This is a genomic window from Xanthomonas campestris pv. phormiicola (assembly GCA_025666215.1).
In the GTDB taxonomy this organism is placed as follows: Bacteria; Pseudomonadota; Gammaproteobacteria; order Xanthomonadales; family Xanthomonadaceae; genus Xanthomonas_A; species Xanthomonas_A campestris_A.
Map to the genome: position 1 here is coordinate 1,782,281 of CP102593.1, position 24,418 is coordinate 1,806,698.

A 24,418-nucleotide genomic window follows, 5' to 3' on the forward strand; every position below is an offset into this window, starting at 1 on the left:
AATTGCCTGAACGTTGCGAACCGTTGATGCGGCTGCAATGTCGCGAAACGTGCAGGCCAGGCCTGCTCGGTAAATTCAGGTCAAGCCTTCGTAGGAATTTCGTTAAGACCTGCGCCAGGGTGATTCCGTCTTCCCGCGCGCGGGCGTCACGCACTGCGTGCGTCAGGCCGTCCGTCATTCTTCTCCTGCAAGAACACTATCCCATGAGCCACACACGTTCACGCTACTCCATCAAACGTACCGCTTTGGCCACGATGCTCGGCCTGTGTCTCGCCCACGGCGCCGCGCTCGCGCAGAGCACCGCCGGCGACATCGTCGGTAGCGCCAGTTACGCGCAGGGCGCACAGATCCAGGTCAAGAACCTGGACAACGGAATCACGCGCGTCATCGCGCTGGAGGCCGACGGCAAGTTCCATCTTTCGTCGCTGCCGATCGGCAGCTACGAGGTCAGCCTGATCGAGAACGGCAGCGTGGTCGCGGTGCGCAAGGTGGCGGTCGTGGCCGGCAAGACGGTGACGACCGATTTTTCCGAAGCCGCGACCAAGTCGTTGAGCGCGGTCACGGTCAAGGCGCCGATGATCGTCAACGGCATCGACACCAGCAGCGTCGAATCGCGCAGCACCTTCAGCGCCGCCCAGCTCAACGAGCTGCCGGTACCGCGCGACGTGAGCAGCGTCGCCCGCCTGACGCCCGGCACCATCCAGGGCAGCGGCTATTTCGGTAACCTCAATTCGTTCGGCGGCGCGTCGGTGGCGGAGAATACCTACTACGTCAACGGCATGAACGTCACCAATTCCTACGACAACCTCTCCTTCAGCGAGGTGCCGTGGCAGGCGATCGACCAGCTCGACGTGCAGACCGGCGGCTATGGCGCCGAGTACGGCTTCTCCACCGGCGGCGTCACCAGCGTCAACATCAAGCGCGGCACCAACGAGTGGAAGGGCGGCATCAGCATCGATTCGATTCCCGATGAATTCCGCGCGCACCTGGACGACGAATACTTCCGCAGCGGCAGCCTGTACCGTCCGCTCAGCAAGAACAAGTCCAGCAGCAATACCTACACCCTGTGGGAGGGCGGTCCGCTGATCCAGGACAGGCTCTTCATCTTCGCGCTGGGGCAGCTGACCAAGCAGGCTGGCAGCAACTGGAATGGACGCTCGTCTTCTTCCGGTACCACGGCCTCCGAAAACGACTACGCCACCACCACGCCGTACAAGCTGCTCAAGCTCGACTGGTACCTCAACGACAGCAACCACCTGGAGTTCACCGGCTTCGACAACAGCAGCCGCTCCACCTACGACTACTACAACTACAAATTCAACGGCAGCAACACCTACAAGAGCGCCTACAACGGCCAGTTGGTGTCCAAGAGCGGCGGGCCGACCACCATCTTCAAGTGGACCAGCAACCTGACCGACGACCTGACCATGGCGCTGCAGTACGGACGCATGAAGACCAGGAGCGAGCAGTATGCCATCAGTCCCAACGGCACCATCACCAGCTACGACGGTGATGTCAGTTCGGCCAGTTCCGGCTGCCCCGTCGTCTACTATTCCTCCAAGTACACCGGTTCGCAGAACAGTTGCTACATCTCCAGCACGCTGGGCGTATCCAACGGCTACAGCCAGCGCGACGACTATCGTCTGGACTTCGACTGGACGCTGGGCGACCACGAGCTGAAGTTCGGCTACGACTACAACGACTTCACCGCCAAGGCCGGCACATCCTATTCCGGTGGCCACTACTACTATTACGTCAATAACGCCTACGTCTACGACTACGTGTACAAGACCGGCGGCACGGTCGAGGTGAAGCAGGGCTCCTGGTACGTGCAGGACCATTGGCATGTCACTGACAACTTCCTGTTGTCGCTGGGCATCCGCAACGATTCGTTCAAGAACTACAACACCGCCGGCGAGGTTTTCGTCAAGCAGGACAACATCTGGCAGCCGCGCGTGGGCTTCTCGTGGGACATGAAGGGCGACGGCTCCTCGCGCCTGTTCGGCAACCTCGGCCGTTACGCGCTGCCGATCGCGGCCAACGTGGCGCTGCGCGCCGCCAGCGCCTCGCTGTACTCGTACAGCCTGTACTCCTATACCGGGGTCAGTTCCACCGGCACGCCGACGGGGGCCACGCAGATTGGCGATACCGAGTATTTCAACGGCGAGAACGGCACCGCCCCGAGCGCGTCCTCGGTGACCAGCAGGAATCTCAAGCCGTATACCCAGGACGAGGCGATCCTGGGCTATCAGCAGCGGTTGGATTCTTCCCTGGCCTTCCTCAACGACTGGGTGGTGGGCATCAAGGCCACGTATCGCACCATCCACAACGCGATCGACGACAGCTGCGCGGCCGATGCGCTGTATGACGCCGCCAATGCCGCCGGCTACGACACCTCCAACTGGGACGACAAGTGGGATGTGCCCAGCGGCGTGGCCGGCTGCTGGCTGTACAACCCTGGCTCCAGCTCGACGATCACCACCGACGTGAACGGCGACGGCGTTGCCGACACCGTGACCATGTCGGCCAGCTCGCTCGGCCCGAAGGCCAGGCGCACCTACAAGGCGCTGACCCTGAGCGGCGAGAAGGCCACCGATCATTGGTACGGCAACCTCAGCTATACCTGGTCCAAGAGCCAGGGCAACTACGAGGGTCTGGTGAAGTCGAACAACGGCCAGTCCGATACGGGCACCACGTCCGACTTCGACTTCAAGGAAATCATGGAAGGCGCCTACGGCTACCTGGCCAACGACCATCGGCACAGCCTCAAGGCCTATGGCGGCTACAAGATCACGCCAGAGTGGCAGGTCGGCGTGAACATGCTGGTCCAGTCCGGCGCGCCGATCAGCTGCTACGGCGGCGGCAACTCGACGCTGGGAACCTATTACGGCTACGGCTCGGCGTTCCATTACTGCAACGGCGAGATCAGCGAGCAGGGCAGCCAGGGGCGCACGCCATGGACGTTCACCCTCAGTCCCAACCTGGTGTACAAGCCGCAGGCGATCAAGGGCCTCACCGCGCAGCTGTCGGTGCTCAATCTGTTCAACAACGCCAAGCCGTTGCAGGTCTACCAGAGCTACGAGAAGGTGTCCTCGTCGACCCTCACCACGTATTACGAAACCTACAAGCTCGGTCAGTACTACCAGACGCCACGCTATGCGCGCGTGCAGCTGATGTACGAATGGTGATGCGCCGGCGCCACGCCGGATAGCAGCGACGGTGGACCTTCGGGTCCACCATCGGGTGAACGACGAACCCCGGCCTCGGCCGGGGTTCGTCGTTTTGCGCAGCAGCACCCCGGCGCGTGCGGCACGGCCGATGCGGGCGCGGCAGCCGCGATCGCGGAAGCGTGCCGCAACCGGCCGACGTCGCGATGGGCGGTGGTGAGGCGCGGGCGCTGCGCGGGGCGGACGCTGCCCGCCCCGCGCGCGGATCGGGTCAGCGCAGCGTCTTGATGGTCAGGTCCAGCGCGTCCTGGCCGTTCTCGCGCTGCAGGATGCGCACCGGCACCGGCATGTCCGGCACGATCCAGGCGATGATTTCCTTGGAGCCGTCGCTGCGGCTGACCTTGGTCGCCTGCTCGCTCTTGCCGTTGACGGTGATGGCTTCCTTGCCGGCCACCTTGTAGGTCATCGGCTTGGCGCGGCCCTCGTCGACCATGCGGTAGCTGGGGGTCTTGCCGGCGTTGACGTCGCGCGCGATCGCCAGGTTGATCAGCAGCGCGTCCATGTCGCCGGGCTGCAGCTTCACCGGGCCGCGGCGGTCGGGCTTGACGTCGCCGGCCCAGGTCGCCTGCGCGGTGCCCCAGTCGTAGTTGGCGGTCACCGCCTTCTTCTTGATCAGGAACAGCGAGCGGTCGTCGCTGCTGAGCGGACGCAGTTGCCCGCCCTTTTCCTCGAACACGGTGCTCTGGCTGAGATCGGCGACCTGGTTCTTGATCGACAGGCTGTAGCGCCAGCGGTTTGCGCCTTCGCTGGCCAGGGTCATCAGGCCGTTGGCCTGCATGCCCATGTAGCTGGCCTGGTAATCCGCCTTGAACGGCTCCAGCGCCAGGGCGGGCAGGCTGGCGAGCGCCAGCAGGGCGGCGGCGACGGCGGACAGCGGGCGGGCGATGCGTGTCATGGTCAGACTCCTTGGTATTCGGTCAGGCGCAGGTCGATGCGGTCTTCGCCGTCTTCGCGCTGCAGGATGCGCACCGGCGTCGGCACGCCGTTGGCGATCCACAGAATGGTCTCATTCTTGCCGCCGTTGGTGCGCGACACGCGCAGCGCGTCGTAGCTGAGGTCGCCGACCTGCACCGTCTCGGTCTGTTCGGCGGCGTGGTAGATGTGTTCGCGGACCCGGCCGACATCGACGAAGCGGTAGGTCATGGTCTTGCCCGGCTGCGCGTCGCGCATGATCGACAGGTTGATCAGCAACGCGCTCTGGTCGCCGGGCTGCAGCGGGATCGGCTGCTGCCGGTCCTTCTTCAGGTCGCCATCCCAGCGCGCCACGCCCTGGCCCCAGTCGTAGACGCCGGTGACCTTCTTGCCGAAGAAGATCGCCTTCTTCACCGTGCTCTGGCTCTGCGGCACGTAGCGCCCGTCCTGGGTGCGGAACACCGTGCTCTGCTCGATGTTCAGGCCGAGGATGCTGGCGAAACCGCTGCGGCCCTGCACACCGAGATCCACGCGCCATTCGTCGCCACCGCTGTGGCTGACCTCCATGCGCGCATCGCCGGCCTGCTTGCCCTTGTACAGCGCCTGGTAGGTGGCCACGAACGGTTGCAGCGGTGGCGGCGTCCACGGCGCGGCCTGCAGTCCAGGCGCGGCGGCCGCTGCCGGAGCGGCGGCAGGCGCGGTCGGCGCTGGCGGCGCCGCGGTCGGCGTGAATGCCGGCGGCGTGGGCGCCTGCGCGAGCACGCCGACGGCCGGTGCCAGCAGGCCGAGGCAGGCAACGGCAAGAACAGCGAACTGACGCGGAAGGGGCTTCATGGTGATCGGCTGCGAGGGGAGGGGGTGGGCGCGGATGCGCCGCAGCGGAAAAGGAGCTGCGGCCTATTCAGGGAATCAGCATGCCTTGGCAATCTAGGCGCAGCGGACTAAACCGGCACTGACCGTCGAGCCAGACCCTGCCATCCCGTTCAGCCAGGCGCCCGGCGGCGGCCAGTTGCAGCACCGCGCACAGCAGCGCGTGTTCGCGCGGCAGCAGGCGCTGCGCCAGGTCCTCCGGGCGGTCGTCGGCCTGCACCGGCACCTGCGCCTGTGCGATCACCGCGCCGGCATCCAGTTCCGGCACCACGAAGTGCACGCTGGCGCCGTGTTCGGCATCGCCGGCCGCAAGCGCCTGCGCATGGGTGTGCAGGCCGCGGTGCTTGGGCAGCAGCGAGGGGTGGATATTGAGCAGGCGGCCGGCGAAGCGCTGCACGAAGTCGGTGCCGAGGATGCGCATGTAGCCGGCGCAGACGATCCAGTCCGGCTGCACGGCGGCGACCGCGTCGCCCAGCGCCCGGTCGAAGGCGGCGCGGTCGGGGAAGCCGCTCGGCGCCGCCGACCAGCGCTGCGCCGGCGCCACCTTGGCCAGCGCCGGCGCCTGTGCGCGGTCGCTGAACACGCCGACCACCTGCGCGTCCAGCGCGCCGGTGGCGATCGCATCGAGCAGCGCCTGCAGGTTGGAGCCGCGGCCGGAGACCAGCACCGCAAGACGGATCGTCATCGGCGCGGGTCCCGGAACAGCGCGGCGCAGGCCGGGCGCTGCAGCACCAGCAGGGTCCATACACCCAGCGCGGTGCCCAGCGGAAAGCCGAGGCAGGCCAGCGTCGCGGCCGCCTTGCACAGCGTCAGCTGGCGCCGCCGGCGCAGCGCCAGCGCCGCGGCCACGTTCGCCAGCAGCAACGCCAGCCCCAGCGCCAGCATCACCGAGAACATGACGATCACCGCCTGACCGTTGCTCGCGTCGTGGGCGCTCTGTCCGGCCGCGGTCTTGGCCGCTTCGTAGTGGATGCCGAAGGCCAGGAAACCGCCCAGCAACAGCAGCGACAGGCCTTGCAGCCACGCCATCACCGCGTACAGGGTGGCCAGGGTGCGGACATCCGATTCGGCGCGCAGGCACGCCATCCGGTCCGGGTCCTGGGTGGGCAGGGGCGGGGGCGGCGACATCATGCGGCCTCTAGCGCGGCGGCGGGACGGGATGGCCGGCGCGCCGCCACGGCCAGGCGCTGGCGCAGCCCAGCGTGGCCAGCAGCATGTCCATGTGCGCATCCCACGGATCGCCCTGCTGGCCGTTGTAGGACTCGGCCTGCTGCGGCGACAGCAGCAACGCAATCAGCCACTCCAGCCATTCGTACAGCAGGCTGGCGCACATGACCGCCATCGTTGCCAGCGCGAACGCCTGGCGCGGCGACAGCGCCGGCCAGCGCTGCCGCGCGTGGTCGCGCAGCGCCGGCGCCAGGCACAGCCCGAACAGCAGATGGATCAGCCGGTCGGTGTGGTTGCGCTGCCAGCCGAACGCGGCGTTCGGCGACCAGCCGCCGCTCAGCGTGCGCAGCCACTGGTCGTAGGGCACGTTGGAATACAGCCAGTGCGCGGCGATGTCGTGCACGCCGAGGAACAGGCAGATCGCGGCGAAGTGCGCGCTGCGCAGCGGCCAGCGGCGGTCGTGCCAGACCAGCCAGGCGATGCCCAGCACCGCCAGCGAGCTGTGCATCGCCTGTTCCGCCGGCCACAGCGGATGCACCCAGCTGGCGGCGAACACCGCCAGGGTCAGCGCCAGCCAGGCGCGTTTGCCCGCCGCCATGCGGCTCAGCCGATGTGCACGCGTTCGCCGGCGCCGGCCGCCACCACCGCGCCGATCTGCCAATGCGCCAGGCCCAGCGTGTCCAGGCTGCGCTCCAGCGCGGCGACCTGGTCGGGCGCGGCCACCAGCACGAAGCCGATGCCGCAGTTGAAGGTGCGCCACATCTCGCTGTCGGCGACCGCGCCTTCGCGCTGCAGCCATTCGAACACCGGCGGCAGGGTCCAGGCGCTGGCGCGGATGTCCAGGCCCAGGCCGTCGGGGATGACGCGGATGATGTTCTCGGTCAGGCCGCCGCCGGTGATGTGCGCCATCGCGTGGATGCCGTCGGCGTGCGCGCCGCGCAGCAGCGACAGGATCGGCTTGACGTACAGCGCGGTCGGCGCCATCAGCGCGTCGGCCAGGGAGGTGCCGCCGACCTGCAGCTCGGCCGGGCGCCCGGCGCGGTCGTAGATGCGGCGCACCAGCGAGTAGCCGTTGGAGTGCGGGCCGGAGGAGGCGATGCCGATCAGCACGTCGCCCTGGCGCACCTTGGCGCCGTCGAGCAGCTGCGACTTCTCCACCGCGCCGACGGTGAAGCCGGCCAGGTCGTACTCGCCTGGCGGGTACATGTCGGGCATTTCCGCGGTCTCGCCGCCGATCAGCGCGCAGCCGGCCAGTTCGCAGCCGCGGGCGATGCCGCCGACCACCGCCACGGTGGTCTCCACGTCGAGCTTGCCGGTGGCGAAGTAGTCCAGGAAGAACAGCGGTTCGGCGCCCTGCACCAGCACGTCGTTGACGCACATGCCGACCAGATCGATGCCGATGCTGTCGTGCCGGCCCAGCTGTTGCGCCAGCTTCAGCTTGGTGCCGACGCCGTCGGTGCCGGACACCAGCACCGGCTCGCGGTACTTGCCGGACAGGTCGAACAGCGCGCCGAAACCGCCCAGCCCGCCCATCACTTCGGGGCGGAAACTGCGCTTGACCAAGGGCTTGATGCGTTCGACGACGGCATTGCCGGCATCGATGTCGACGCCGGCGTCGCGGTAGGTCAACGGGGCGGCGGCGGGGGTCTTGGGAGTGGTCACGGGCGGTGGCGTCGGCGGAAAGACGGCGATTTTAACAGGCCGCATTGGCGCTACGCCCGCATTCGGGCAACAATTCGCCCCGGATACGCCGAGCAATGGAACCTTCGATGCGCCGCAGCCTTGCCTTACTCCTGTCTTTCGCGCTGTGCCTGCCCGCCGCGGCCGCCCTGGCCCAGGCCGGTCTGCGCACCGAAGGCGACGTCGCCGGCGCGCAGAGCCCCTACGATGCCGAGGTGCCGGTCAACAGCCAGAGCGAGGCCGACCGCAACGGCGCGGTGGCGCGCGCGCTGGGCGTGGTGCTCGGCAAGATCTCCGGCGACCGCGCGGTGATGTCGCGCCCGGGTGTGACCCAGGCGCTGCGCAACGCCAAGAACTTCGTCGACAGCTACGACTACCGCCAGGACCAGGGCACTTCGCCGAGCGGTGCGCCGACCTTCCGCACCACCTTGATCGCGCGCTTCCGGCAGAGCGACGTGGACGGCCTGGCTGCGGCGCTGGGTCTGCCGCTGTGGCCGCAGCCGCGGCCCAAGCCGGTGCTGTGGCTGGCGATCGATGACGGCAGCGGCCCGCGCCTGGTCGCGGTGCAGCAGTCCAATGCCGCACGCAGCGTGCTGGACCGCGCGATCGAGCGCGGCTACCGGCTCGGCCTGCCCACCGGCAGTGCCGCCGAGCAGGCCCTGGTCGGCGCGATCTGGCGCCAGGACACCGCCGCGGTGGCCAGCGCCTCGTCGCGCTACAGCCCGCCGATGCAGCTGATCGGCAAACTGTACCGCGGCAAGTCCGGCGGCTGGACCGCCGACTGGGTGTTCGTCGACAGCGGCAAGGCGCTGTCCAGCTGGTCGGTCAGCGACGCCGACGCGCGCCGGGCCATGGCCGCCGGCGCCGACGGTGCCGCCGACGCGCTGGTCAAGCGCTATGCCAAGGCGGCCAGCACCGGCCCGGCCGGCGTGTACCGGGTGGTGATCAGCGGCATCGGCAGCGCCGACGACTACCTGCGCGTGTCCGCGGCGCTGCAGAACACCTCGGTGGTGCGGCGCATCGTGCCGATCCAGGCCAGCGGTGACCGCCTGGAGCTGGACCTGGACCTGCTCAGCGGCGTGTCCGGGCTGAACCGCATGCTCGGCGCCGACAGTCCGCTGCAGCCGGTGACGGTGCCGGTCGAGGGTGGCCCGATCATCCTCAATACCGAGCGCACGGAGTACCGGCTCAAATGACCCTGTCCCCCGAAGCGGAAATCGCCCAGTTCCTGCGCCGCCTGAAATGGGCCGCGGTGATCCTGGGCGTGCTGTGGGTGGTGGCGCTGCTGGCGCCGATCCTGACGCCGTTCGTGCTGGCCTTGCTGCTGGGCTGGCTCGGCGATCCGCTGGTCGATCGGCTGGAGCGCGCCGGCCGTTCGCGCAACATGGCGGTGACCCTGGTGTTCGTGCTGATGGTGCTGTTGCTGGTGCTGGCGCTGCTGATCCTGGTGCCGATGCTGGAGCGGCAGATCGTCACCTTCATCGACGTGCTGCCGCAGGCGCGCGACTGGTTCACCGGCACCGCGATCCCGTGGGCCGAGCACAAGACCGGGCTGCAGCTGATGGCCTGGCTCGACCCGGAGCGGCTGATCGAATGGATCCGCGGCCACTGGCAGCAGGCCGGCGGCGTCGCCGCGACCTTCTTCGGCTACCTGTCGCGCTCGGGCTTCGCGATGGTCACCTGGGTGGTGAACCTGGTGCTGCTGCCGATCCTGACCTTCTACTTCCTGCGCGACTGGGACATCCTGGTCGAGCGCGTGGCCGCGACCATCCCGCGCAACCACATCGCCACCGTCGGCCGCCTGGCGCGGCAGTCCAACGATGTGCTGGGCGCCTTCATCCGCGGCCAGTTCCTGGTGATGCTGGCGCTGGGGGTGATCTACGCCGGCGGGCTGAGCCTGATCGGGCTCAACCTGGGCCTGCTGATCGGCATCGTCGCCGGCCTGATCAGCTTCATCCCGTACCTGGGCGCGACCACCGGCATCCTGCTGGCGATCCTGGCGGCGCTGGTGCAGGCCAAGGGTTTCGATCTGCAACTGCTGATCCTGGTCGGCGTGGTGTTCACCGTCGGCCAGCTGCTGGAAAGCTACGTGCTGACCCCGCGCATCGTCGGCGACAAGATCGGCCTGCACCCGGTGGCGGTGATCTTCGCGGTGATGGCCGGCGGCCAGCTGTTCGGCTTCCTCGGCATGCTGCTGGCGCTGCCGGTGGCGGCGGTGGCCAACGTGCTGCTGCACTACCTGCACGAGCAGTACCGGCAGAGCGAGCTGTATGCCGGCGACAAGTCGGCGATCCTGCTCGATGGCAGCGCCGAGCGCGCGCCGCTGATCGAACTGCCGCCGCGTAGTTCCGACCAGCCGTGAGCGTGCCGCAGCTGCCGTTGGCGTTGCGCTATCCGCCGGAGCAGCGCTTCGACCGCTATGTCGGCGCCCCGCCCGGCCTGCTGGCGCACTTGCAGGCCGTCGCCGACGGCCGCGACGTGGACTGGATCTACCTGTCCGGTCCCGCCGGCACCGGCAAGACCCACCTGGCGCTGGCGCTGTGCGCGGCGGCCGAGCAGGCCGGGCGCAGCGCCGCCTACCTGCCGCTGCAGGCCGCGTCCGGGCGCTTGCGCGACGCGCTGGAAGCGCTGGAAGGCCGCGACGTGGTCGCGCTGGACGGGCTGGAGGCGATCGCCGGGCAGCGCGAGGACGAAGTGGCGCTGTTCGATTTCCACAACCGTGCGCGCAGCGCGGGGGTGACCCTGCTGTACACCGCGCAGGCGATGCCCGACGGGCTGGCGCTGAATCTGCCCGACCTGCGCTCGCGGCTGGCGCAATGCACGCGCATCGCGCTGTCGCCGCTGGACGACGCCGGCCGCGCCGCGGTGCTGCGCGAGCGCGCGCAGCGCCGCGGGCTGGTGCTGGAGGATGCGGCGATCGACTGGCTGCTGACCCATGCCGGCCGCGACCTGGCCGGCCTGGTCGCGCTGCTCGAGCGCCTGGACCGCGAATCGCTGGCGGCGCAGCGGCGGGTCACGGTGCCGTTTTTGCGGAGAGTGTTGGGGGAGCCGGGACTCGGGACTCGGGACTCGGGACTCGGCAAAAGCTAAGCGCTGGTGTGCGCATGCCGCGGCTGGCGGCAGGCCTGCGTGGCGGCGGCCTGAAACCGGACCGCGGCGAAGATTTCGAACGTACGTGGCAGCGTCCAACCAGAATTCGATCGTCCACTTCGCGCTGAGCGCAACGGCTGCTGGACCTCAGCCTTTGCCGAGCCCCGAGTCCCGAGTCCCGAGTCCCGATTCACGCCCCAACTCGCCATCCAGCTTGGCCAACCGCTGCGGCGTGCCGACGTCGGTCCAGCGGCCGCGATGGTGCAGGCCGTGGATGCGGCCGGCGGCCATGTGCGCGCGCAGGATCGGCGCCAGCGCGAAGCGCGGCGGTGTGGCCTGTTCTGCGACCGGCGTGGCGAACGCCGCCTGCCAATCGCGCAGCAGCTCCGGCCGATAGACGCCCACGCCGGCGTAGGTCAGCAGCGCCGCGCCATCGCTGCGCAGCGTGGCATCGGCATGCAGCGCGAAATCGCCGTGCGCCGCATAGGCCGGCGGATCGACCAGCACCAGCTGCGCCAGCCCGGCCGGTTCCGGCGCCAGCTGCGCGAAATCGAAATCGGTCCAGATATCGCCGTTGACCAGCAGGAACGGCGCCGGCCCGAGCAGCGGCAAGGCGTGCAGCATGCCGCCGCCGGTCTCCAGCGGCGTGGCGCCTTCGTGGGAATAGGCGATGCGCAGGCCGAACGCGCTGCCGTCGCCGAGCGCCTGCGGGAACTGCTCGGCCAGCCACGAGGTGTTGATCACCACCTCGCGCACGCCCAGCGCAGCCAGTTTGCGCAGGTGCCACACGATCAGCGGCGTGCCGCCCACCGCCAGCAGCGGTTTGGGCGTGCGTTCGGTCAGCGGCCGCATGCGCTCGCCGAAGCCGGCGGCGAAGATCAGCGCCTTCATGCGCCGGCCGCCGCGCGTTGCGCCAGCGCCGGCTTGATCCGTGCATCCAGCAACTGCGCCAGCGGCTGCAGGGCGGGGTGCCGCGGCAACACTTCGTCGAGGTAGCCGATGAAGCGCGGCACGTTGTCCAGGTACCAGGCCTTGCCGTCGCGGTAGTTCAGGCGCGCGAAGATGCCCAGGTTCTTCAGGTGCCGCTGCACGCCCATCCAGTCCGCATCGCGCAGGAACTGCGCCAGCGGCGGCAGCGCGATCCCGGCCTGCAGCGCACGCGCGTGGTAGCGCGCCAGCCAGCCATCGACCCGCGCCAGCGGCCAGCTCACCGTGGTGTCCTTGAACAGGCTGACCGGATCGTAGGCGACCGGGCCGAGCACGCAGTCCTGGAAATCCAGCACCGCCGGGCCGTCGGCCACCGGCATCAGGTTGCGCGGCATGAAGTCGCGGTGCACCAGCACCTGCGGCTGCGCCAGCGCGTTGTCCATCAGCTGGCGTTGCACCGCATGCAGCGCCTCGCGTTCGGCGGCGTCCAGGGTCAGCCCCAGATGGCGCTGCAGGAACCATTCCTCGAATAGCCCGGCATCGCGTTGCAGCAGCGCCTCGCCGAACACGCCCAGCGCCGGCGGCGGCGCGATCGCCTGCAGCCGCAGCAGTTGCCCGAGCGCGGCATCGAAGTGGGCATCGGCCGAGGCAGCGTCCAGGGTCTGCGCCAGGGTCGGCCCGCCCAGGTCTTCCAGCAGCAGGAAGCCGGCCTCCGCGTCCTGCGCCAGGATCGCCGGCACGCGCACGCCGCCTTGCTGCAGCAGCGCGTGCATGCGCAACCACGGACGCACGTCCTCCAGGCCGGGCGGCGAATCCATCAGCACGCGGCTGGCGCCTGCGCCGTGGCTGCGCCAGTAGCTGCGCCAGCCGGCGTCGATCGACGCGCGCTGCAGCGTCGCCTGCGTATCGCCCAATGCGGTGCGCGCCCAGTGTTGGCGTTGCGTTGCGCGCAGGTCCGGCGCGTCGGGAAGATCGGTGCTGGAACTCATCGGGACGCTGCGGCGGACATTGGCCGCACAGCGTAAACGTGCGGCGTCGGCATGGCGAGCCGTGCCGGCGCCGCGGTGCGGCCTCAGCGTCTGCCGAGGAACAGCCGCAGCAGCGCGAGCAGGGCGATGGCGCCGAGCAGCGCGCCGAGGAAACCGGCCGGCTCGCCGCGGCTGTACCAGCCCATGTAGTGGCCGAACCAGCCGGCCACCAGCGCGCCGGCGATGCCGAGCAAGACGGTGAACAGGCAGCCGGAGCGGCCGCCGCTGGGCCCCAGGAAGCGCGCCAGCAGGCCGACCACGAAGCCGACCAGGATGACGTACAGCCAACTGTCGCTGCCGAACAGGTTGTGCATGGAGGCGTACCGAAACGTGGAAGTGAAGCGGATCGTGCCAGATTCGGCCGCCACGCGGCGTACATGGCGCAGCGGCGGGCGGCGCCCTTTAAGCGGCCGTGCAGGCGCGGCTCGCGCACGCGCCGTGGCGACGCACCGGATCTGGCCGCGCCCGCAGCATGGCGGCCACCGTCGCCGACGGCCGCCGCACGCTCAGCAGCAGCCGTGCCCGCCGTGCTGCTCGCCGCCGGCCACCGCGGCGCTGCCGGTGGTCTCGCCGCGCACGCTGGCCGCATGGTGCTCGGCGATCACCCTCGACACGCAGGCGGTGACCCGCTTGCCCATCGGGATGTGCAGGAACTCGTTGGGCCCGTGCGCATTGGAATGCGGGCCGAGCACGCCGGTGATCATGAACTGCGCGCCGGGGAACTTCTCGCCGAGCATGCCCATGAACGGGATCGAGCCGCCTTCGCCCATGTACATCGCCGGCTTGCCGAACGCCGCCTGCGAGGCGGCCTCGATCGCGTCGGTCAGCCACGGCGACTGCGCCGGCGCGTTCCAGCCCGAGGACGACTTCTCCAGCGCCAGCGACACCTGCGCCCCGTACGGCGGATCGCGCAGCAGCACATCCTTCAGCAGTTCGCCGGCGCGCTTGCCGTCCAGCGTCGGCGGCAGGCGCAGTGACAGCTTCACCGCGGTCTGCGGACGCAGCACGTTGCCGGCCGAGGCCAGCGGTGGCAGGCCGTCGGCGCCGGTCACCGACAAGGCCGGGCGCCAGGTGCGGTTGAGCACCAGCTCGGTCAGGTCCTCGTTCATCGGGCTCATCCCTGGCAGGAACGGGAACTTGTCGTAGACCTCGTCGCCGAGCACCTCGGCGACCTTGCGCGCCTGCGCCAGGCGTTCGTCCGGAATCTCCGCGTACAGGCCGTCGATCCTGATCTTGCCGGTGGCCTCGTCCTCCAGCCGCGACAGCAGCTCGCGCAGCACGCGGAAGCTGGACGGCACCACGCCGGAGGCATCGCCCGAATGCACGCCTTCGCTGAGCACCTTGACGCTGAAGTTGCCGCCGGCCAGGCCGCGCAGCGAGGTCGTGCACCACAGCTGCTCGTAGTTGCCGCAGCCCGAATCCAGGCACACCACCAGCGACGGCTTGCCGATGCGTTCGGCCAGGTGGTCGACGTAGGCGGGCAGGTCGTAGCTGCCCGATTCCTCGCAGGCCTCGATCAGCACCACGCAGCGCGCGTGCGGGATGCCCTGGTCCTGCAGCGCCAGGATCGCGGCCAGCGAACCGAACAGCGCATAGCCGTCGTCGGCGCCGCCGCGGCCGTACAGGCGCTCGCCCTTGAGCACCGGCGTCCACGGACCCAGGTCGGCGTCCCAGCCGGTCATCTCCGGCTGCTTGTCCAGGTGCCCGTACAGCAGCACCGTGTCCGCGCCGGTCTCCGCGCCGGTGGCCGGCACTTCCAGATAGATCAGCGGCGTGCGCCCTTCCAGCTGCACCACCTCGACCACCAGGCCAGGGATGGCCTGCGCGCGCGCCCAGCGCTCCATCAGCTTCACCGCATCGTCCATGTAGCCATGGGCGACCCAATCGGCATCGAACATCGGCGATTTGTTGGGGATGCGGATGTAATCGACCAGCTGCGGGACGATGTCGTCGTCCCACTTCTCGCTCAGGAAACGGTCGATCTTGGCACTGTCCATGGAGCACTCCAGCTTTATTGCAAAAGAAAGTGACGCGCATTCTACGCCGCGACCGCCGTGTAGGGTTTTTCCTACACGGTGACGCGCTGTTTACCTGCTGTTTGGAAAGGACGTTGGCGATAGGCTGTACCCATGTGGCGAGGGATGCTTTCGACACCGGCAGGAGAGGCCGGTGACGTCCCCATCCAAGTCACAAGGAGTGTTGCCATGCAGTCTTTTATCGTGGTCCTGAAGTCTCTGGTCCTGGCGTTGCTGCTGACCGGTTCCGCGCTCGCCGCGGACAAGGTCAACGTCAACTCCGCTAGTGCAGCGGAAATCGACCGGGTGTTGGTGAACGTGGGTGCCTCCAAGGCACAGGCGATCGTCGATTACAGACAGGCGCACGGACCCTTCAAAAGCGTCGAGGACCTGACGCTGGTGAAGGGGATCGGACTCAAGACGGTCGAACGGAACCACGACCGGATCGAACTGGGAGCCACGAAGGCGACCACGCCGACGGTCGCCAAGACGGCAGCCGCCAAGCCGGTGGAAAGGCGTTAAAGGGATTTAAGGATTAAACGGATTTAAAGCATTCAAGGGATTTGAAAGGACAAGGATACGGCTGGCGCAGGACGCGCGGTCGCGACCTCGCTGAGCAGGACGCTCAGCGGGGGAGGCAGGAAGCCGACAAGGACGTACATCGCCGCCCGGTGTTGCACAGTGACGTGCAGCCGGGCGGCGTTTTTTGTGGGCGATGGTGTTGTGCCGCCGCGCGTTGGGCTCCTCGCCGCGATGTGCTACTCCGACAGCCAACAGCCAACAGCCAACAGCCAACAGCCAATTGCCAACTGCTGCTATCGCTATGGCCCCATGGCCCCGCAGACCGCAGACCGCAGACCGACGACGAACGGCCGGTAGCCGATCGCGATTCCTGCAAGGCGGCTGGGCAGCGTACCGCCGGCACCGATCGTTCCTGCGATCGGCCGGTCGGGAGAGGCGCGGGACACAGGCCGCTGCCGGCCCGCGTCGCTGCATCCGACACCACCCGATCGTGCAGAATGCGCCGATGGACTGGTGCAACGTGCCTTCGCGGGTGATCCCCGCCAACGACTACCGCCGCGAGCGCTGGCGCAACGGACTGGGGTGGACCCGGGAGATCCTGCGCCTGCCGCAGCCCGACAGCGACGATTGGCTGCTGCGCCTGTCGATCGCCGAGATCGAGCAGGATGCGGCCTTTTCCAGCTTCCCCGGCATCGACCGCGAACTGGTGCTGCTGCGCGGCGCCGGCCTGCGCCTGCGCTTCGACGACGGCGCGGTGCACCTGCTGGAACCGCCGTACGCGCGGCTGCGTTTCGCCGGCGAGCGGCCGCTGCGCGGCGAACTGCTCGACGGTCCCACCCACGACTTCAACCTGATGTGGCGCCGCGACCGGCTGCGCGCGCAGCTGCTGCATCGGCCGCTGGTCGGGCCGATGCTGTTCTTCGCCGAACCCCGAATCCGTTGGGTCGTTCATCTTCTGGCAGGGCAGGCGCAGTTCGATGCGGACTGCGGATTGCCGCCGCTGGCCGCTGGCGACAGCGCCTGGTTGGCCGCCAACACCAGGCAGCGCTTCGCTTTGAGCGGTGGCGGCGAGCTGCTGGCGATCCGCATCGAGCCGTTGTCGGCCCCCGCCGACTGAGCTGCCGGCGCCAAGTGCGTGGCTCTTGCGGGGTTGCCGCCGACCGCGTCCAATGCGCGAACGCGGCTATCCCGGAGCCGTGGACCGGAACGAACAGGTGGCCTCGGATAACAGCAGGTGGTTGGCGAAAGTAGTGGTGGTGGACGACGACGCGGCCTTGCGCGACCGGATTCGCGATTATCTGGCCCGTTTCAATTTGCAGACGCACGATGCCGAGAACGGCGTGCAGCTGTATGCGCAGCTGGCGGCCGATCGCTACGACGCGGTGCTGCTCAATGCCGGCCTCGGCGGCGGCGAAGGGCTGAATCTGTGCCGGCAGCTGCGCGACCGTGGCGGCATCGCGATCGTGATGATGGCCGACCAGGCCGAGCCGGTGGATCGGGTGATCGGCCTGGACCTGGGCGCGGACGACTATCTGAGCCGGCCGCTGGACCTGCGCGAACTGGTGGCGCGGCTCAACGCGGTGTTGCGGCGCACCCGTGCGGCGCCGCCGCCGGCACCGGCGCAGGATGGCGCGTGGCAGGTCGATGCCTATCGGCATCAGGCGGTGGCGCCGGATGGGCGGGCGATCCCGTTGTCGCCCAGCGAATTGCGCCTGATGGCGGTGTTCCTCGAGCAGCCCGGCAACGTGCTCAGCCGCGAGGACCTGCGTGCGGCGATCGGCGACAGCGACGGCAGCGTTCCCCAGGGGGGCCGCGGCATCGACCTGCAGGTGTCGCGGCTGCGGCAGAAGCTGGGCGACGACCCGCTGGTGCCGCAATGGATCCGCACCGTGCGCGGCAAGGGCTATCTGTTCGAGCCGCACCGGTTGGGAATGCCTGCCGCACGCTGAGCCGTTGCCGTGTGGCCGGCGCGCCGGAGCGGATGGCGGCACGGCTGGTCCTGCGAGGGGGCGTGCGGGCGGCCGCCTGATCTGTGCCGCCAGCGCCCGCTGTGGCTGGCCCGAGTGTCCGGCGCTGCGCCCCGTGGCGGTCCCGAACATCGGCGCGATATGCGCCTGGCAAGTGCGATGACCTGGCACTTGCGGCGCCTCGTCGATCGCAATCATGTGATTTTCATCACGTATTTCAGTATCGATACAAAGCCGATATCTTGCTGGCAAACCTTGCATCGACACTGCCTGCGTCGGGTTGCCGCGTCGGCGCAGCCATGACCGCAGCAATGGCTGCATTCCACGACTGTACTTCATGACCACAGGGGGTCAGCATGATCAGCAGCATCAGCAGTGGCGTTTCGGCCTATGCCGTCAGCCGCACCAGCACCGCCAGCAGTGCGCTCTCGCAGACGGCGCAAGCCGAAAAGCAGAATCCGCTGCAGCAATTGTTCAAGAGCATCGACAGCGACAGCGACGGCAGCCTCAGCAGTTCCGAGCTGAGCGCGGCGCTGAAGTCCAGCGACAGCGACAGCAGTTCCAGCATCGATATCGACGGCCTGCTCGGCCTGCTCGATCAGGATGGCGGCGGCACCGTCAGCGAAAGCGAGTTCACCCAGGCCTTGCAGCCGCCGCCGCCGCGTGGCGAGGATGGTGGCGACAAGGTGGATGCCGAAGCGCTGCTCAGCAGCCTGGATACCGACGGCGACGGCACCATCAGCAGCGAAGAGCTGAGCGCGGCCAGCCAGGGCAGCGACAGCAGCAGCGACCTGTTCGCCACGCTCGACAGCGACCAGGATGGCGGGATCAGCCTGCAGGAACTGAAGGACGGCATGCGTCCGATGGGACCGCCGCCGCCGCCTGGTGCGGAGGGTAGCGCCGCCGCCAGCACCAGTGCCGGCAGTTCCAGCGCCAGTTCGGATTCCAGTTCCAGCAGCGGCAGCAGCAGCGCGCAGGATGCCTATGCCCTGCTGGCCCAACTGGCGTCGAACCAATACCGCAGCTTCGCCAGCGGCAGCAGCGCGTCGACCTCGTTCTCCGTCGCCGCCTGACCGCGACGGTCCGCCCTGGTGGCGGACCGTCCGCCCCGCCGTGCGCCGCTGGCGCACGCCGCACTTGTCTGGCAGCGTCAGGATCTGCAGGCAGCGGCCGCGCGACGTCGGCGCGCGCCTTGCGCAGATCCGGCGTGTTTCCGGGATCGACATCGTCGAGCAACCCGTACGCGTCGAGCGGGGCCTTCACCGGGATCGGATCGGCTTGCGCGGCAGCTTCTGTGGAGAGTTGCATCAGGCTGCTGCTCGAATCGGTCCGGGGTAGCGTGGACACGGCAAGAGGGCCGGCAGGTTGCGCCAGCCGCCGCCGCGCGTGGCAGCGCTGGATCGCGTTGCGCCGCCGCCGGCGCACGCGCTGGCGTCAGTACACGTCGCGCCGATAGCGCCCTTCCAGCAGCAGGGTTTCCTTGCCCAGCCGCCCCAGCACGTCCTCCAGCACCGCGTCCACGCCGGGCGCCATGCCGCGCAGGCTGCCGCAGACGTAGATCGCCGCGCCTTGCGCGACCCAGTCGCGCAGGTCCGCTGCGGCCGCGCGCAAGGCATCCTGCACGTAGCGGTGCGCGCCGGCGTCGCGCGAGAACACCGCATCCAGCCGTTGCACTGCGCCGTCCGCCAGCCAGGCGCGCAGCTCGTCGCCGTAATGGTCGTCGTGTGCCGCATGGCGCTCGCCGTACAGCAGCCAGGTGCGGGTCGCGCCGGCGTCGATGCGCGCGCGCAGGTGCGCGCGCAGCCCGGCGATGCCGGTGCCATTGCCGATCAGGATCAGCGGCCGTGCCGGATCGGCCGGCGGATGGAAGTTCGGATTCGGGCGCAGCCGCAGGGCGATCTCGGCGCCGACCGGCGCGTCGTCGCACAGCCAGCCGCTGCCCAGGCCAGGCGTGCCGTCGGCGCGCAGCGCGCGGCGCAGCAACAGGCGCAGCGCGCCGTCGCTGGGCATCGAGGCGATCGAGTATTCGCGATGCGGCAACGGTTGCAGGCGCGCGGCCACGGCGGCGGGCGCGATGCCGGCGAGCTGCTCCGGCTCCGGCAGGTAGCTGCGCGCCAGCAGCGCGGCCAGCGTCGTCGGCGCCTGGCCGGGGCGCTGCAGCGTCGCCGTGCCGTCCACGCCGCTGGCCTGCAGCCAGGCCTGCACCACGCTGTCGCCATGACACGGACCGATCTCGGCCAGGTCGCCGGCCTGCCACGCAGGCAGTGCGCCGTCGGCGGGCAGCAGCGCCAGCTCGAACACCGCGCCGCCGACGCTGCCGGGATTGCACAGGCGCCGCCGCTGCAGCTGCCAGCGCTGGTAGGCCGGCGGGCTCCAGTCGGGTTGCTCGCTGGCGCCGGCCAGTTGCCCGAGCAATTGCTGCCAGTGGCGCAGCGCGGCGGCGTCGGCGTTGTCCACGTCGATACGGTCGAACAGCGGATGCGCGCCGTGCTGGCGCAACCAGGCGTCGAGCTGGCGGCCGAACGCGCAGAAGTGGTCGTAGCGGCGATCGCCCAGCGCCAGCAGCGCGTAGCGCAGCTGCGGCAAGGTCGGCGACTGCGCCATCGTCTGGCGCAGGAACGGCAGCGCATGGTCGGGCGGATCGCCTTCGCCGCTGGTGCTGACCACGAACAGTGCCTGCGTTGCGCCGGCCAGGTCGGCCGCGGTGACGTTTTGCAAGGGCAGCACGCGTACCGCCTGGCCCGCCGCACGCAAGGCCGTGGCACTGCGCAGCGCGAGTTGCTGGGCGAAGCCGGTCTGGCTGGCCCAGGCCAGCAGCAGCGGCGCATCGCCCTGCTTGCCGGTGCGCCGCGCGCCGCGGCGAACGCGCCACCACAGCCAAAGGCAGGCTGCCGCGTAGCTGCCCGTTGCCAGCGCCGCGTAGAGAATGCGCTGCTGCGATGGCGCACCGTTCCACCATGGCTGCGGGTGCAGCCGCAGCAGCGCATAGCCGATCGCGCCCAGCAACGCGAACGTCGCCACGTGCCCGACGGCATTCCAGTTGCGTTGCAGCCGCGGCCGGGTCATGCGTCGAGCAGCGCGGCGAAGGCGCTGCTGAGCCGCTCCTGCACGCGTTCGCCATCGCGCAGCAGGAAGCGTGCCGCCAGCCGTTCGCGTTCGGCGCAGGCCAGGCCGGCGTCGGCGCCGAGCACGCTCAGCGCAGTGGCCCAGGCATCGGCCTGCATCGCATCCGTGGCGACCACGCTGACCGCCGCCAGCGTCGCCGCGATCGGCCTGCCGCTGCGCGGATCCAGGGTATGGCTGTAGCGCTGCCCGTCCTGTTCGAAGCGGTGCCAGCGATCGCCGGAGGTGGCGACCGCGCGGCCGTCCAGCGCCAGCACCCGCGGCGGCGTCGGCGCCTGCGCGTCTTCGTCCGGCGCCGATTCCACCAGCACCCGCCATGGCTGACCATCCGGCTTGCGGCCGTAGCCGTAGAGTTCGCCGCCGACCTCGACCAGCGCGCTGGCCACGCCCTGCGCCTGCAGTGCGCGCACCACCAGGTCCACGCCGTAGCCCTTGGCGATCGCCGACAGGTCCAGGCGCAGCCCGCCGGGCTGGCGCAAGCTGCCATCCGCTTCATCCACGACCAGCTGCCGCCAGTCGCCGGCGGCGCGCGCCTGGCGCAGCGCATCCGCATCGGGCACGCGCTGGCGCCCGGCGCCGGCGCCGAAGCCCCACAGCCCCAGCACCGCGCCGATGCTGGGATCGAACGCGCCGTCGCTGCGCCGCGCGACGTCCAACGCGCAGCGCAGTACCTCGGCGAACGCGGCCGGCAGCGCGTGCACGCTGCCGGCCGCGGCGCGGTTGTAGCGGCTGATGTCCGAGTCCGCTTCCCAGGTGCTCATCTGCGCCACCACTTGGTCCAGCTGCGCCTGGATCGCCGCGTGCAGCGGATGCAGATCGCGACGGCGGCGCAGCACCAGCTTCGCGCTCCAGGTGGTGCCCATGCTCTGGCCACCGAGCGTGGCGATCTCGGTCTCGGCGTCGGCGTCGGCCTGGGGCGCGAGCGGCATGTTCATGCCGCGACGTGCCGCCACGCGCAGGGCAGGTGCGCTGTCGCGTTCACTGCGGCAGCACTTCCAGCGTCGCCACGTAGCTGAGCCGGCGCTGCTTGGCCTGCGGCAGCGAGGTCTTGGCGTCCTCGCTGGTGGTTTCCAGCCAGTACATGCCCGCTTCCGGCCAGGTCACGCTGAAGCTGCCCTGCGCGTCGGTGGTCAGCTTCAGTTCGTCCTGCGCATTGCGGTAGCGGGTGCCGCCGCGCACGATCTCCACCTCCAGCCCCGGCGCCGGCTTGCCGTCGATCTGCAGCTTGAAGGTGGCCTTCTCGCCGGCGAACAGGTCGTTGGGATGGGTCACCGGCACCAGTTCCAGGCCACGGCCGCTGGGGGTGAGCGCGGTCTGGTTGGGCGCGCCGTTGGTGACGAAGGTTTCCACCCGGCCCAGCGACTGCGACACCTGCAGATCCTTGGCGTCCTTCGGCACTTCGCTGGCGAAGCTGGCGGCGTTGCCGCGCCAGCGCTTGCGCTGGCCGTTCTCGTTCCAGTTGGCGAACAGGCCGTCGTTGACCAGGGCCAGGCGGTAGGTGCCGGTCTGCGCCAGCTCCACGTCGAACACGCTGCGGTACTTGCCGGTGGCCGGGTTCTGCGGCTGCACCGCGCTGCCGTCGGGCGCGGTGATGGCCAGGGTGTCCAGGCGCAGCGGCACGTGGTTGAAATAGAACAGGTCGTTGGACACCGCCGCATCGACGGTGATCCACGGCCGCTCGCCGGCCAGCACGGTCTGCGAAGGTTGCAGCCAGGCCTTGTGGGCGAGGGCGGAGAACGGCAGCACTGCGGCGATGGCCAGCGCCAGCACGAGAGAACGCTTCATGGACTTGCTCCTTGCGACGAAAGAGGGGGCGCTGGAATCACGGCTTGACGCTCAGGCGCACCGCGCCCAGTTCGCTGCTGCCTTGTGCGCTGCCGGTTGCGCCGGCCTTGGCTGGCCACGCGAACGGGATCTTCAGCAACTCGCGGCCGCCGACTTCGCGCACGGCCTCGACCACCAGCGTGTACTGGCCCGGCGCCAGGCCCTTGAGCTGCTGCGCATCGGTGAAGGCCAGCGCGTGCTTGCCGGCCGGGCGGGTCGGGCCGCTGACGCCGTCCACCGGCAGCTGCAACGTGCGGCCGCTGCGCCGCCACCACTGGCGCAGGTCCGGCAGCCACTTGGTGCCGTGGCCTTCGGCGCTGTCCTTGGACTGGTACCAGACCGCCAGGTTGCGCGCGACCTGCTGGTCGGCGCCTTCCACCCAGATCGCGACGTAGGGACGGTGGTATTCGGCGACGTCGAGCTTGGGAATCTCTACGTCCAGTTCCAGCGTGGCCGCATACGCGGGCATCGACAGCAGGCCGCTCAGGGCGATGGTCAGGGTGACGCGCATGCGAGGCTCCATGGGGTGGAAGAGGTGGATCGGATCAGTGGATCAGCAGCAGTGCGATCAGCAGCGGAATCAGCAGCCCCAGCCCGACCAGCGGCCAGGTCATGCGCCGCTGTCGCGCATGCAGTTGCAGCAGGAACAGGCCGGTGATGCAGAACACCAGGCAGGCCACTGCGAACAGGTCGATGAACCAGCCCCACGCCGGGCCGGCATTGCGGCCCTTGTGCAGGTCGTTGAAATAGGAGATCCAGCCGCGTTCGGTGCGTTCGTACTCGACCGCGCCGCTGCCGCGATCGATGCTCAGCCAGGCATCGCCGCCGGGACCGGGCAAGGCCAGGTACACCTCGTCGGCCGACCATTCGGCCGGTTGCCGGCCCAGGCTCAGCGCCAGTTCGCGTTCCAGCCAGGCCGACACCGGCCGCGGCAGCGGCGCATCGCCATCGGCCTGGCCGCCGAGCCGTTGCAGCAAGGCGGCCGGCAACTGCGCGGTGCGGTTGAGCACCTGCGGCTTGGCCTCGATGCGCGCGGCGTGGTTGAGGGTCAGGCCGGTGGCGGCGAACAGCAGCATGCCGATCAGGCACAGCGCCGAGCTGATCCAGTGCCACTGGTGCAGCGTGCGCAGCCAGAAACCGCGGCGCTGCTGCGCCGTCGCCAGATCGGGAGAGGAGGAGTCGGACAACGCGGCGGTGGAATCGAGGGAGGGCGGAATGCATTCTACATAAATGAGAATTAGTCGCAATTACGGCGGTGTTGCTGCCCTGTGCGCGACCCGAAACGCCTTGCAACCGACCCTTCAACGCAGCGCCGCCGCCCGCGTTGACCGCCCGCGTCAGGTCTCGGACCAGTCGCGCAACAGGTTGTGGTAGACGTTGCTCAGCCGCAGCAGCGCCGTGGCGTCGGCCTTGGCCGCGGTCAGCGCCTGGATCGAGGTGTCCAGCTCGAACAGCAACTGCCGCCGGCTGGCATCGCGCACCAGGCTCTGCACCCAGAAGAACGCCGCCAGGCGCGCGCCGCGGGTCACCGGCAGCACACGGTGCAGGCTGCTGGACGGATACAGGATCAGGTCGCCCGCCGGCAGCTTCACCTCGTGCTCGCCGTAGGTGTCGCTGATGACCAGTTCGCCGCCGTCGTACTCCTCCGGTTCGCACAGGAACAGGGTGCAGGACAGGTCGGTGCGCAGGGTCAGCGCCGGCTGCGTGGCGCTGGCGGCCTGGGTCATCACCGAGCCGTCGACGTGGAAGCCGTACTCGCCGCCGCCCTCGTAGCGGTTGAAGCGCGGCGGGATCGTGCGCAGCGGCAGCGCCGCGGCGAAATACAGCGGGCTGCGCGCTAGCGCGTTGAGCACCGCCTGGCCGAGCTCGTGCTTGAGCGGCGAGGCGTCGGGCAGTTGCAGGTTGCGCTTGACCTGCGCGCCCTGCGCGCCGACCGTCTCGCGGCCGTCGGTCCAGTCGGCGCCGGCTAGCGCCTGGCGGAAGCGCGCCACTTCGTCGGCGCCGAGGATATCGGGGATGTGCAGCAGCATGGGGCGCTCCGGCAGCGGCCGCCTTCGAGCGAAGGC

Annotated in this window: 24 protein-coding genes; 8 read left to right on the plus strand and 16 right to left on the minus strand. The window is 69.5% G+C overall.

Translation table 11 applies throughout. From position 1 onward, the window contains the following. Nucleotides 1-203 precede the first annotated feature (203 nt). On the plus strand, nt 204-3,188 hold the full coding sequence (locus NRY95_07275; protein UYC17745.1) for a TonB-dependent receptor: 2,985 nt from the start codon (nt 204-206) through the stop codon (nt 3,186-3,188). A 250-nt stretch (nt 3,189-3,438) separates the two neighbouring features. Here the strand turns inward: NRY95_07275 and NRY95_07280 are convergent, their stop codons facing one another. The 6 genes from NRY95_07280 to purM all read right to left on the minus strand — a co-directional run bounded on the left by NRY95_07280 (nt 3,439) and on the right by purM (nt 7,805). Beyond that, complete coding sequence (locus NRY95_07280) at nt 3,439-4,122, minus strand: DUF3108 domain-containing protein (protein ID UYC17746.1); 684 nt, start codon at nt 4,120-4,122, stop codon at nt 3,439-3,441. Between the two features lie 2 nt (nt 4,123-4,124). After that, nucleotides 4,125-4,973 carry a DUF3108 domain-containing protein gene (locus tag NRY95_07285; protein ID UYC17747.1) on the minus strand — a complete coding sequence of 283 codons (849 nt, stop codon included), beginning with the start codon at nt 4,971-4,973 and terminating at the stop codon, nt 4,125-4,127. A 67-nt stretch (nt 4,974-5,040) separates the two neighbouring features. After that, a complete protein-coding gene (gene purN, locus NRY95_07290; GenBank protein UYC17748.1) occupies nt 5,041-5,694 on the minus strand; it encodes a phosphoribosylglycinamide formyltransferase in 654 nt (217 codons plus the stop codon). After that, nucleotides 5,691-6,137: a hypothetical protein gene (locus tag NRY95_07295; protein UYC17749.1), complete on the minus strand. Its 447-nt coding sequence runs from the start codon at nt 6,135-6,137 to the stop codon at nt 5,691-5,693. The genes purN and NRY95_07295 overlap by 4 nt, the downstream gene beginning before the upstream one ends. A gap of 10 nt (nt 6,138-6,147) precedes the next feature. Beyond that, entirely contained in the window at nt 6,148-6,774 is a 627-nt protein-coding gene (locus NRY95_07300) for a DUF2238 domain-containing protein (protein UYC17750.1), read from the minus strand. A gap of 5 nt (nt 6,775-6,779) precedes the next feature. Then, entirely contained in the window at nt 6,780-7,805 is a 1,026-nt protein-coding gene (gene purM / locus NRY95_07305) for a phosphoribosylformylglycinamidine cyclo-ligase (protein UYC18533.1), read from the minus strand. Between the two features lie 128 nt (nt 7,806-7,933). On the opposite strand from purM, the gene NRY95_07310 reads away from it, so the two are divergent. The 3 genes from NRY95_07310 to hda are packed head-to-tail and all read left to right on the plus strand — an operon-like array spanning nt 7,934 to nt 10,946. After that, entirely contained in the window at nt 7,934-9,052 is a 1,119-nt protein-coding gene (locus NRY95_07310; protein UYC17751.1) for a DUF2066 domain-containing protein, read from the plus strand. Beyond that, nucleotides 9,049-10,218 (plus strand): AI-2E family transporter, encoded by a 1,170-nt coding sequence (locus NRY95_07315; GenBank protein ID UYC17752.1) that lies wholly within the window; start codon nt 9,049-9,051, stop codon nt 10,216-10,218. Before NRY95_07310 ends, NRY95_07315 begins: the two co-directional genes overlap by 4 nt. Continuing rightward, nucleotides 10,215-10,946 (plus strand): DnaA regulatory inactivator Hda, encoded by a 732-nt coding sequence (gene hda, locus NRY95_07320; GenBank protein ID UYC17753.1) that lies wholly within the window; start codon nt 10,215-10,217, stop codon nt 10,944-10,946. The genes NRY95_07315 and hda overlap by 4 nt, the downstream gene beginning before the upstream one ends. A gap of 147 nt (nt 10,947-11,093) precedes the next feature. On the opposite strand, the gene NRY95_07325 is transcribed toward hda, so the two are convergent. From NRY95_07325 to NRY95_07340, 4 genes are all read right to left on the minus strand, one after another. Continuing rightward, the gene (locus tag NRY95_07325) at nt 11,094-11,837 is read right to left on the minus strand and encodes a nucleotidyltransferase family protein (protein ID UYC17754.1); all 744 of its coding nucleotides are present in this window, start codon (nt 11,835-11,837) and stop codon (nt 11,094-11,096) included. Beyond that, nucleotides 11,834-12,862 (minus strand): phosphotransferase, encoded by a 1,029-nt coding sequence (locus NRY95_07330; GenBank protein UYC17755.1) that lies wholly within the window; start codon nt 12,860-12,862, stop codon nt 11,834-11,836. The genes NRY95_07325 and NRY95_07330 overlap by 4 nt, the downstream gene beginning before the upstream one ends. 83 nt (nt 12,863-12,945) lie before the next feature. After that, nucleotides 12,946-13,215: a GlsB/YeaQ/YmgE family stress response membrane protein gene (locus tag NRY95_07335; GenBank protein ID UYC17756.1), complete on the minus strand. Its 270-nt coding sequence runs from the start codon at nt 13,213-13,215 to the stop codon at nt 12,946-12,948. A 192-nt stretch (nt 13,216-13,407) separates the two neighbouring features. Next, nucleotides 13,408-14,898 (minus strand): M20 family metallopeptidase, encoded by a 1,491-nt coding sequence (locus NRY95_07340; GenBank protein UYC17757.1) that lies wholly within the window; start codon nt 14,896-14,898, stop codon nt 13,408-13,410. A 132-nt stretch (nt 14,899-15,030) separates the two neighbouring features. On the opposite strand from NRY95_07340, the gene NRY95_07345 reads away from it, so the two are divergent. The 4 genes from NRY95_07345 to NRY95_07360 all read left to right on the plus strand — a co-directional run bounded on the left by NRY95_07345 (nt 15,031) and on the right by NRY95_07360 (nt 18,478). Beyond that, on the plus strand, nt 15,031-15,438 hold the full coding sequence (locus NRY95_07345; GenBank protein UYC17758.1) for a helix-hairpin-helix domain-containing protein: 408 nt from the start codon (nt 15,031-15,033) through the stop codon (nt 15,436-15,438). Between the two features lie 505 nt (nt 15,439-15,943). Next, nucleotides 15,944-16,555: a HutD family protein gene (locus tag NRY95_07350; GenBank protein UYC17759.1), complete on the plus strand. Its 612-nt coding sequence runs from the start codon at nt 15,944-15,946 to the stop codon at nt 16,553-16,555. 52 nt (nt 16,556-16,607) lie between these two features. Next, nucleotides 16,608-17,387, plus strand: coding sequence for a response regulator transcription factor (locus NRY95_07355; GenBank protein UYC17760.1), 780 nt, complete (start codon nt 16,608-16,610; stop codon nt 17,385-17,387). A gap of 374 nt (nt 17,388-17,761) precedes the next feature. Next, on the plus strand, nt 17,762-18,478 hold the full coding sequence (locus NRY95_07360; protein UYC17761.1) for an EF-hand domain-containing protein: 717 nt from the start codon (nt 17,762-17,764) through the stop codon (nt 18,476-18,478). Nucleotides 18,479-18,839: 361 nt separating this feature from the next. Here NRY95_07360 and NRY95_07365 read toward each other — a convergent pair whose 3' ends face one another. The 6 genes from NRY95_07365 to NRY95_07390 all read right to left on the minus strand — a co-directional run bounded on the left by NRY95_07365 (nt 18,840) and on the right by NRY95_07390 (nt 24,382). Beyond that, nucleotides 18,840-20,471, minus strand: coding sequence for a sulfite reductase flavoprotein subunit alpha (locus NRY95_07365; GenBank protein ID UYC17762.1), 1,632 nt, complete (start codon nt 20,469-20,471; stop codon nt 18,840-18,842). Next, nucleotides 20,468-21,463: an FAD:protein FMN transferase gene (locus tag NRY95_07370; GenBank protein UYC17763.1), complete on the minus strand. Its 996-nt coding sequence runs from the start codon at nt 21,461-21,463 to the stop codon at nt 20,468-20,470. The genes NRY95_07365 and NRY95_07370 overlap by 4 nt, the downstream gene beginning before the upstream one ends. A gap of 43 nt (nt 21,464-21,506) precedes the next feature. After that, nucleotides 21,507-22,313, minus strand: coding sequence for a DUF4198 domain-containing protein (locus NRY95_07375; GenBank protein UYC17764.1), 807 nt, complete (start codon nt 22,311-22,313; stop codon nt 21,507-21,509). Between the two features lie 37 nt (nt 22,314-22,350). Beyond that, complete coding sequence (locus tag NRY95_07380) at nt 22,351-22,863, minus strand: DUF2271 domain-containing protein (GenBank protein UYC17765.1); 513 nt, start codon at nt 22,861-22,863, stop codon at nt 22,351-22,353. A 34-nt stretch (nt 22,864-22,897) separates the two neighbouring features. Continuing rightward, nucleotides 22,898-23,539 (minus strand): PepSY-associated TM helix domain-containing protein, encoded by a 642-nt coding sequence (locus NRY95_07385; protein ID UYC17766.1) that lies wholly within the window; start codon nt 23,537-23,539, stop codon nt 22,898-22,900. 150 nt (nt 23,540-23,689) lie between these two features. Further along, nucleotides 23,690-24,382 (minus strand): Fe2+-dependent dioxygenase, encoded by a 693-nt coding sequence (locus NRY95_07390; GenBank protein ID UYC17767.1) that lies wholly within the window; start codon nt 24,380-24,382, stop codon nt 23,690-23,692. Nucleotides 24,383-24,418 lie beyond the last annotated feature (36 nt).

Coding starts and splice junctions, on each gene's coding strand:
- NRY95_07275 (UYC17745.1), top strand. CDS start 204: ATGAGCCACACACGTTCACGCTACTCCATCAAACGTACCGCTTTGGCC.
- NRY95_07280 (UYC17746.1), bottom strand. CDS start 4,122: ATGACACGCATCGCCCGCCCGCTGTCCGCCGTCGCCGCCGCCCTGCTG.
- NRY95_07285 (UYC17747.1), bottom strand. CDS start 4,973: ATGAAGCCCCTTCCGCGTCAGTTCGCTGTTCTTGCCGTTGCCTGCCTC.
- purN (UYC17748.1), bottom strand. CDS start 5,694: ATGACGATCCGTCTTGCGGTGCTGGTCTCCGGCCGCGGCTCCAACCTG.
- NRY95_07295 (UYC17749.1), bottom strand. CDS start 6,137: ATGTCGCCGCCCCCGCCCCTGCCCACCCAGGACCCGGACCGGATGGCG.
- NRY95_07300 (UYC17750.1), bottom strand. CDS start 6,774: ATGGCGGCGGGCAAACGCGCCTGGCTGGCGCTGACCCTGGCGGTGTTC.
- NRY95_07310 (UYC17751.1), top strand. CDS start 7,934: ATGGAACCTTCGATGCGCCGCAGCCTTGCCTTACTCCTGTCTTTCGCG.
- NRY95_07315 (UYC17752.1), top strand. CDS start 9,049: ATGACCCTGTCCCCCGAAGCGGAAATCGCCCAGTTCCTGCGCCGCCTG.
- NRY95_07325 (UYC17754.1), bottom strand. CDS start 11,837: ATGAAGGCGCTGATCTTCGCCGCCGGCTTCGGCGAGCGCATGCGGCCG.
- NRY95_07330 (UYC17755.1), bottom strand. CDS start 12,862: ATGAGTTCCAGCACCGATCTTCCCGACGCGCCGGACCTGCGCGCAACG.
- NRY95_07335 (UYC17756.1), bottom strand. CDS start 13,215: ATGCACAACCTGTTCGGCAGCGACAGTTGGCTGTACGTCATCCTGGTC.
- NRY95_07340 (UYC17757.1), bottom strand. CDS start 14,898: ATGGACAGTGCCAAGATCGACCGTTTCCTGAGCGAGAAGTGGGACGAC.
- NRY95_07345 (UYC17758.1), top strand. CDS start 15,031: ATGTGGCGAGGGATGCTTTCGACACCGGCAGGAGAGGCCGGTGACGTC.
- NRY95_07350 (UYC17759.1), top strand. CDS start 15,944: ATGGACTGGTGCAACGTGCCTTCGCGGGTGATCCCCGCCAACGACTAC.
- NRY95_07355 (UYC17760.1), top strand. CDS start 16,608: ATGCGCGAACGCGGCTATCCCGGAGCCGTGGACCGGAACGAACAGGTG.
- NRY95_07360 (UYC17761.1), top strand. CDS start 17,762: ATGATCAGCAGCATCAGCAGTGGCGTTTCGGCCTATGCCGTCAGCCGC.
- NRY95_07365 (UYC17762.1), bottom strand. CDS start 20,471: ATGACCCGGCCGCGGCTGCAACGCAACTGGAATGCCGTCGGGCACGTG.
- NRY95_07370 (UYC17763.1), bottom strand. CDS start 21,463: ATGAACATGCCGCTCGCGCCCCAGGCCGACGCCGACGCCGAGACCGAG.
- NRY95_07375 (UYC17764.1), bottom strand. CDS start 22,313: ATGAAGCGTTCTCTCGTGCTGGCGCTGGCCATCGCCGCAGTGCTGCCG.
- NRY95_07380 (UYC17765.1), bottom strand. CDS start 22,863: ATGCGCGTCACCCTGACCATCGCCCTGAGCGGCCTGCTGTCGATGCCC.
- NRY95_07390 (UYC17767.1), bottom strand. CDS start 24,382: ATGCTGCTGCACATCCCCGATATCCTCGGCGCCGACGAAGTGGCGCGC.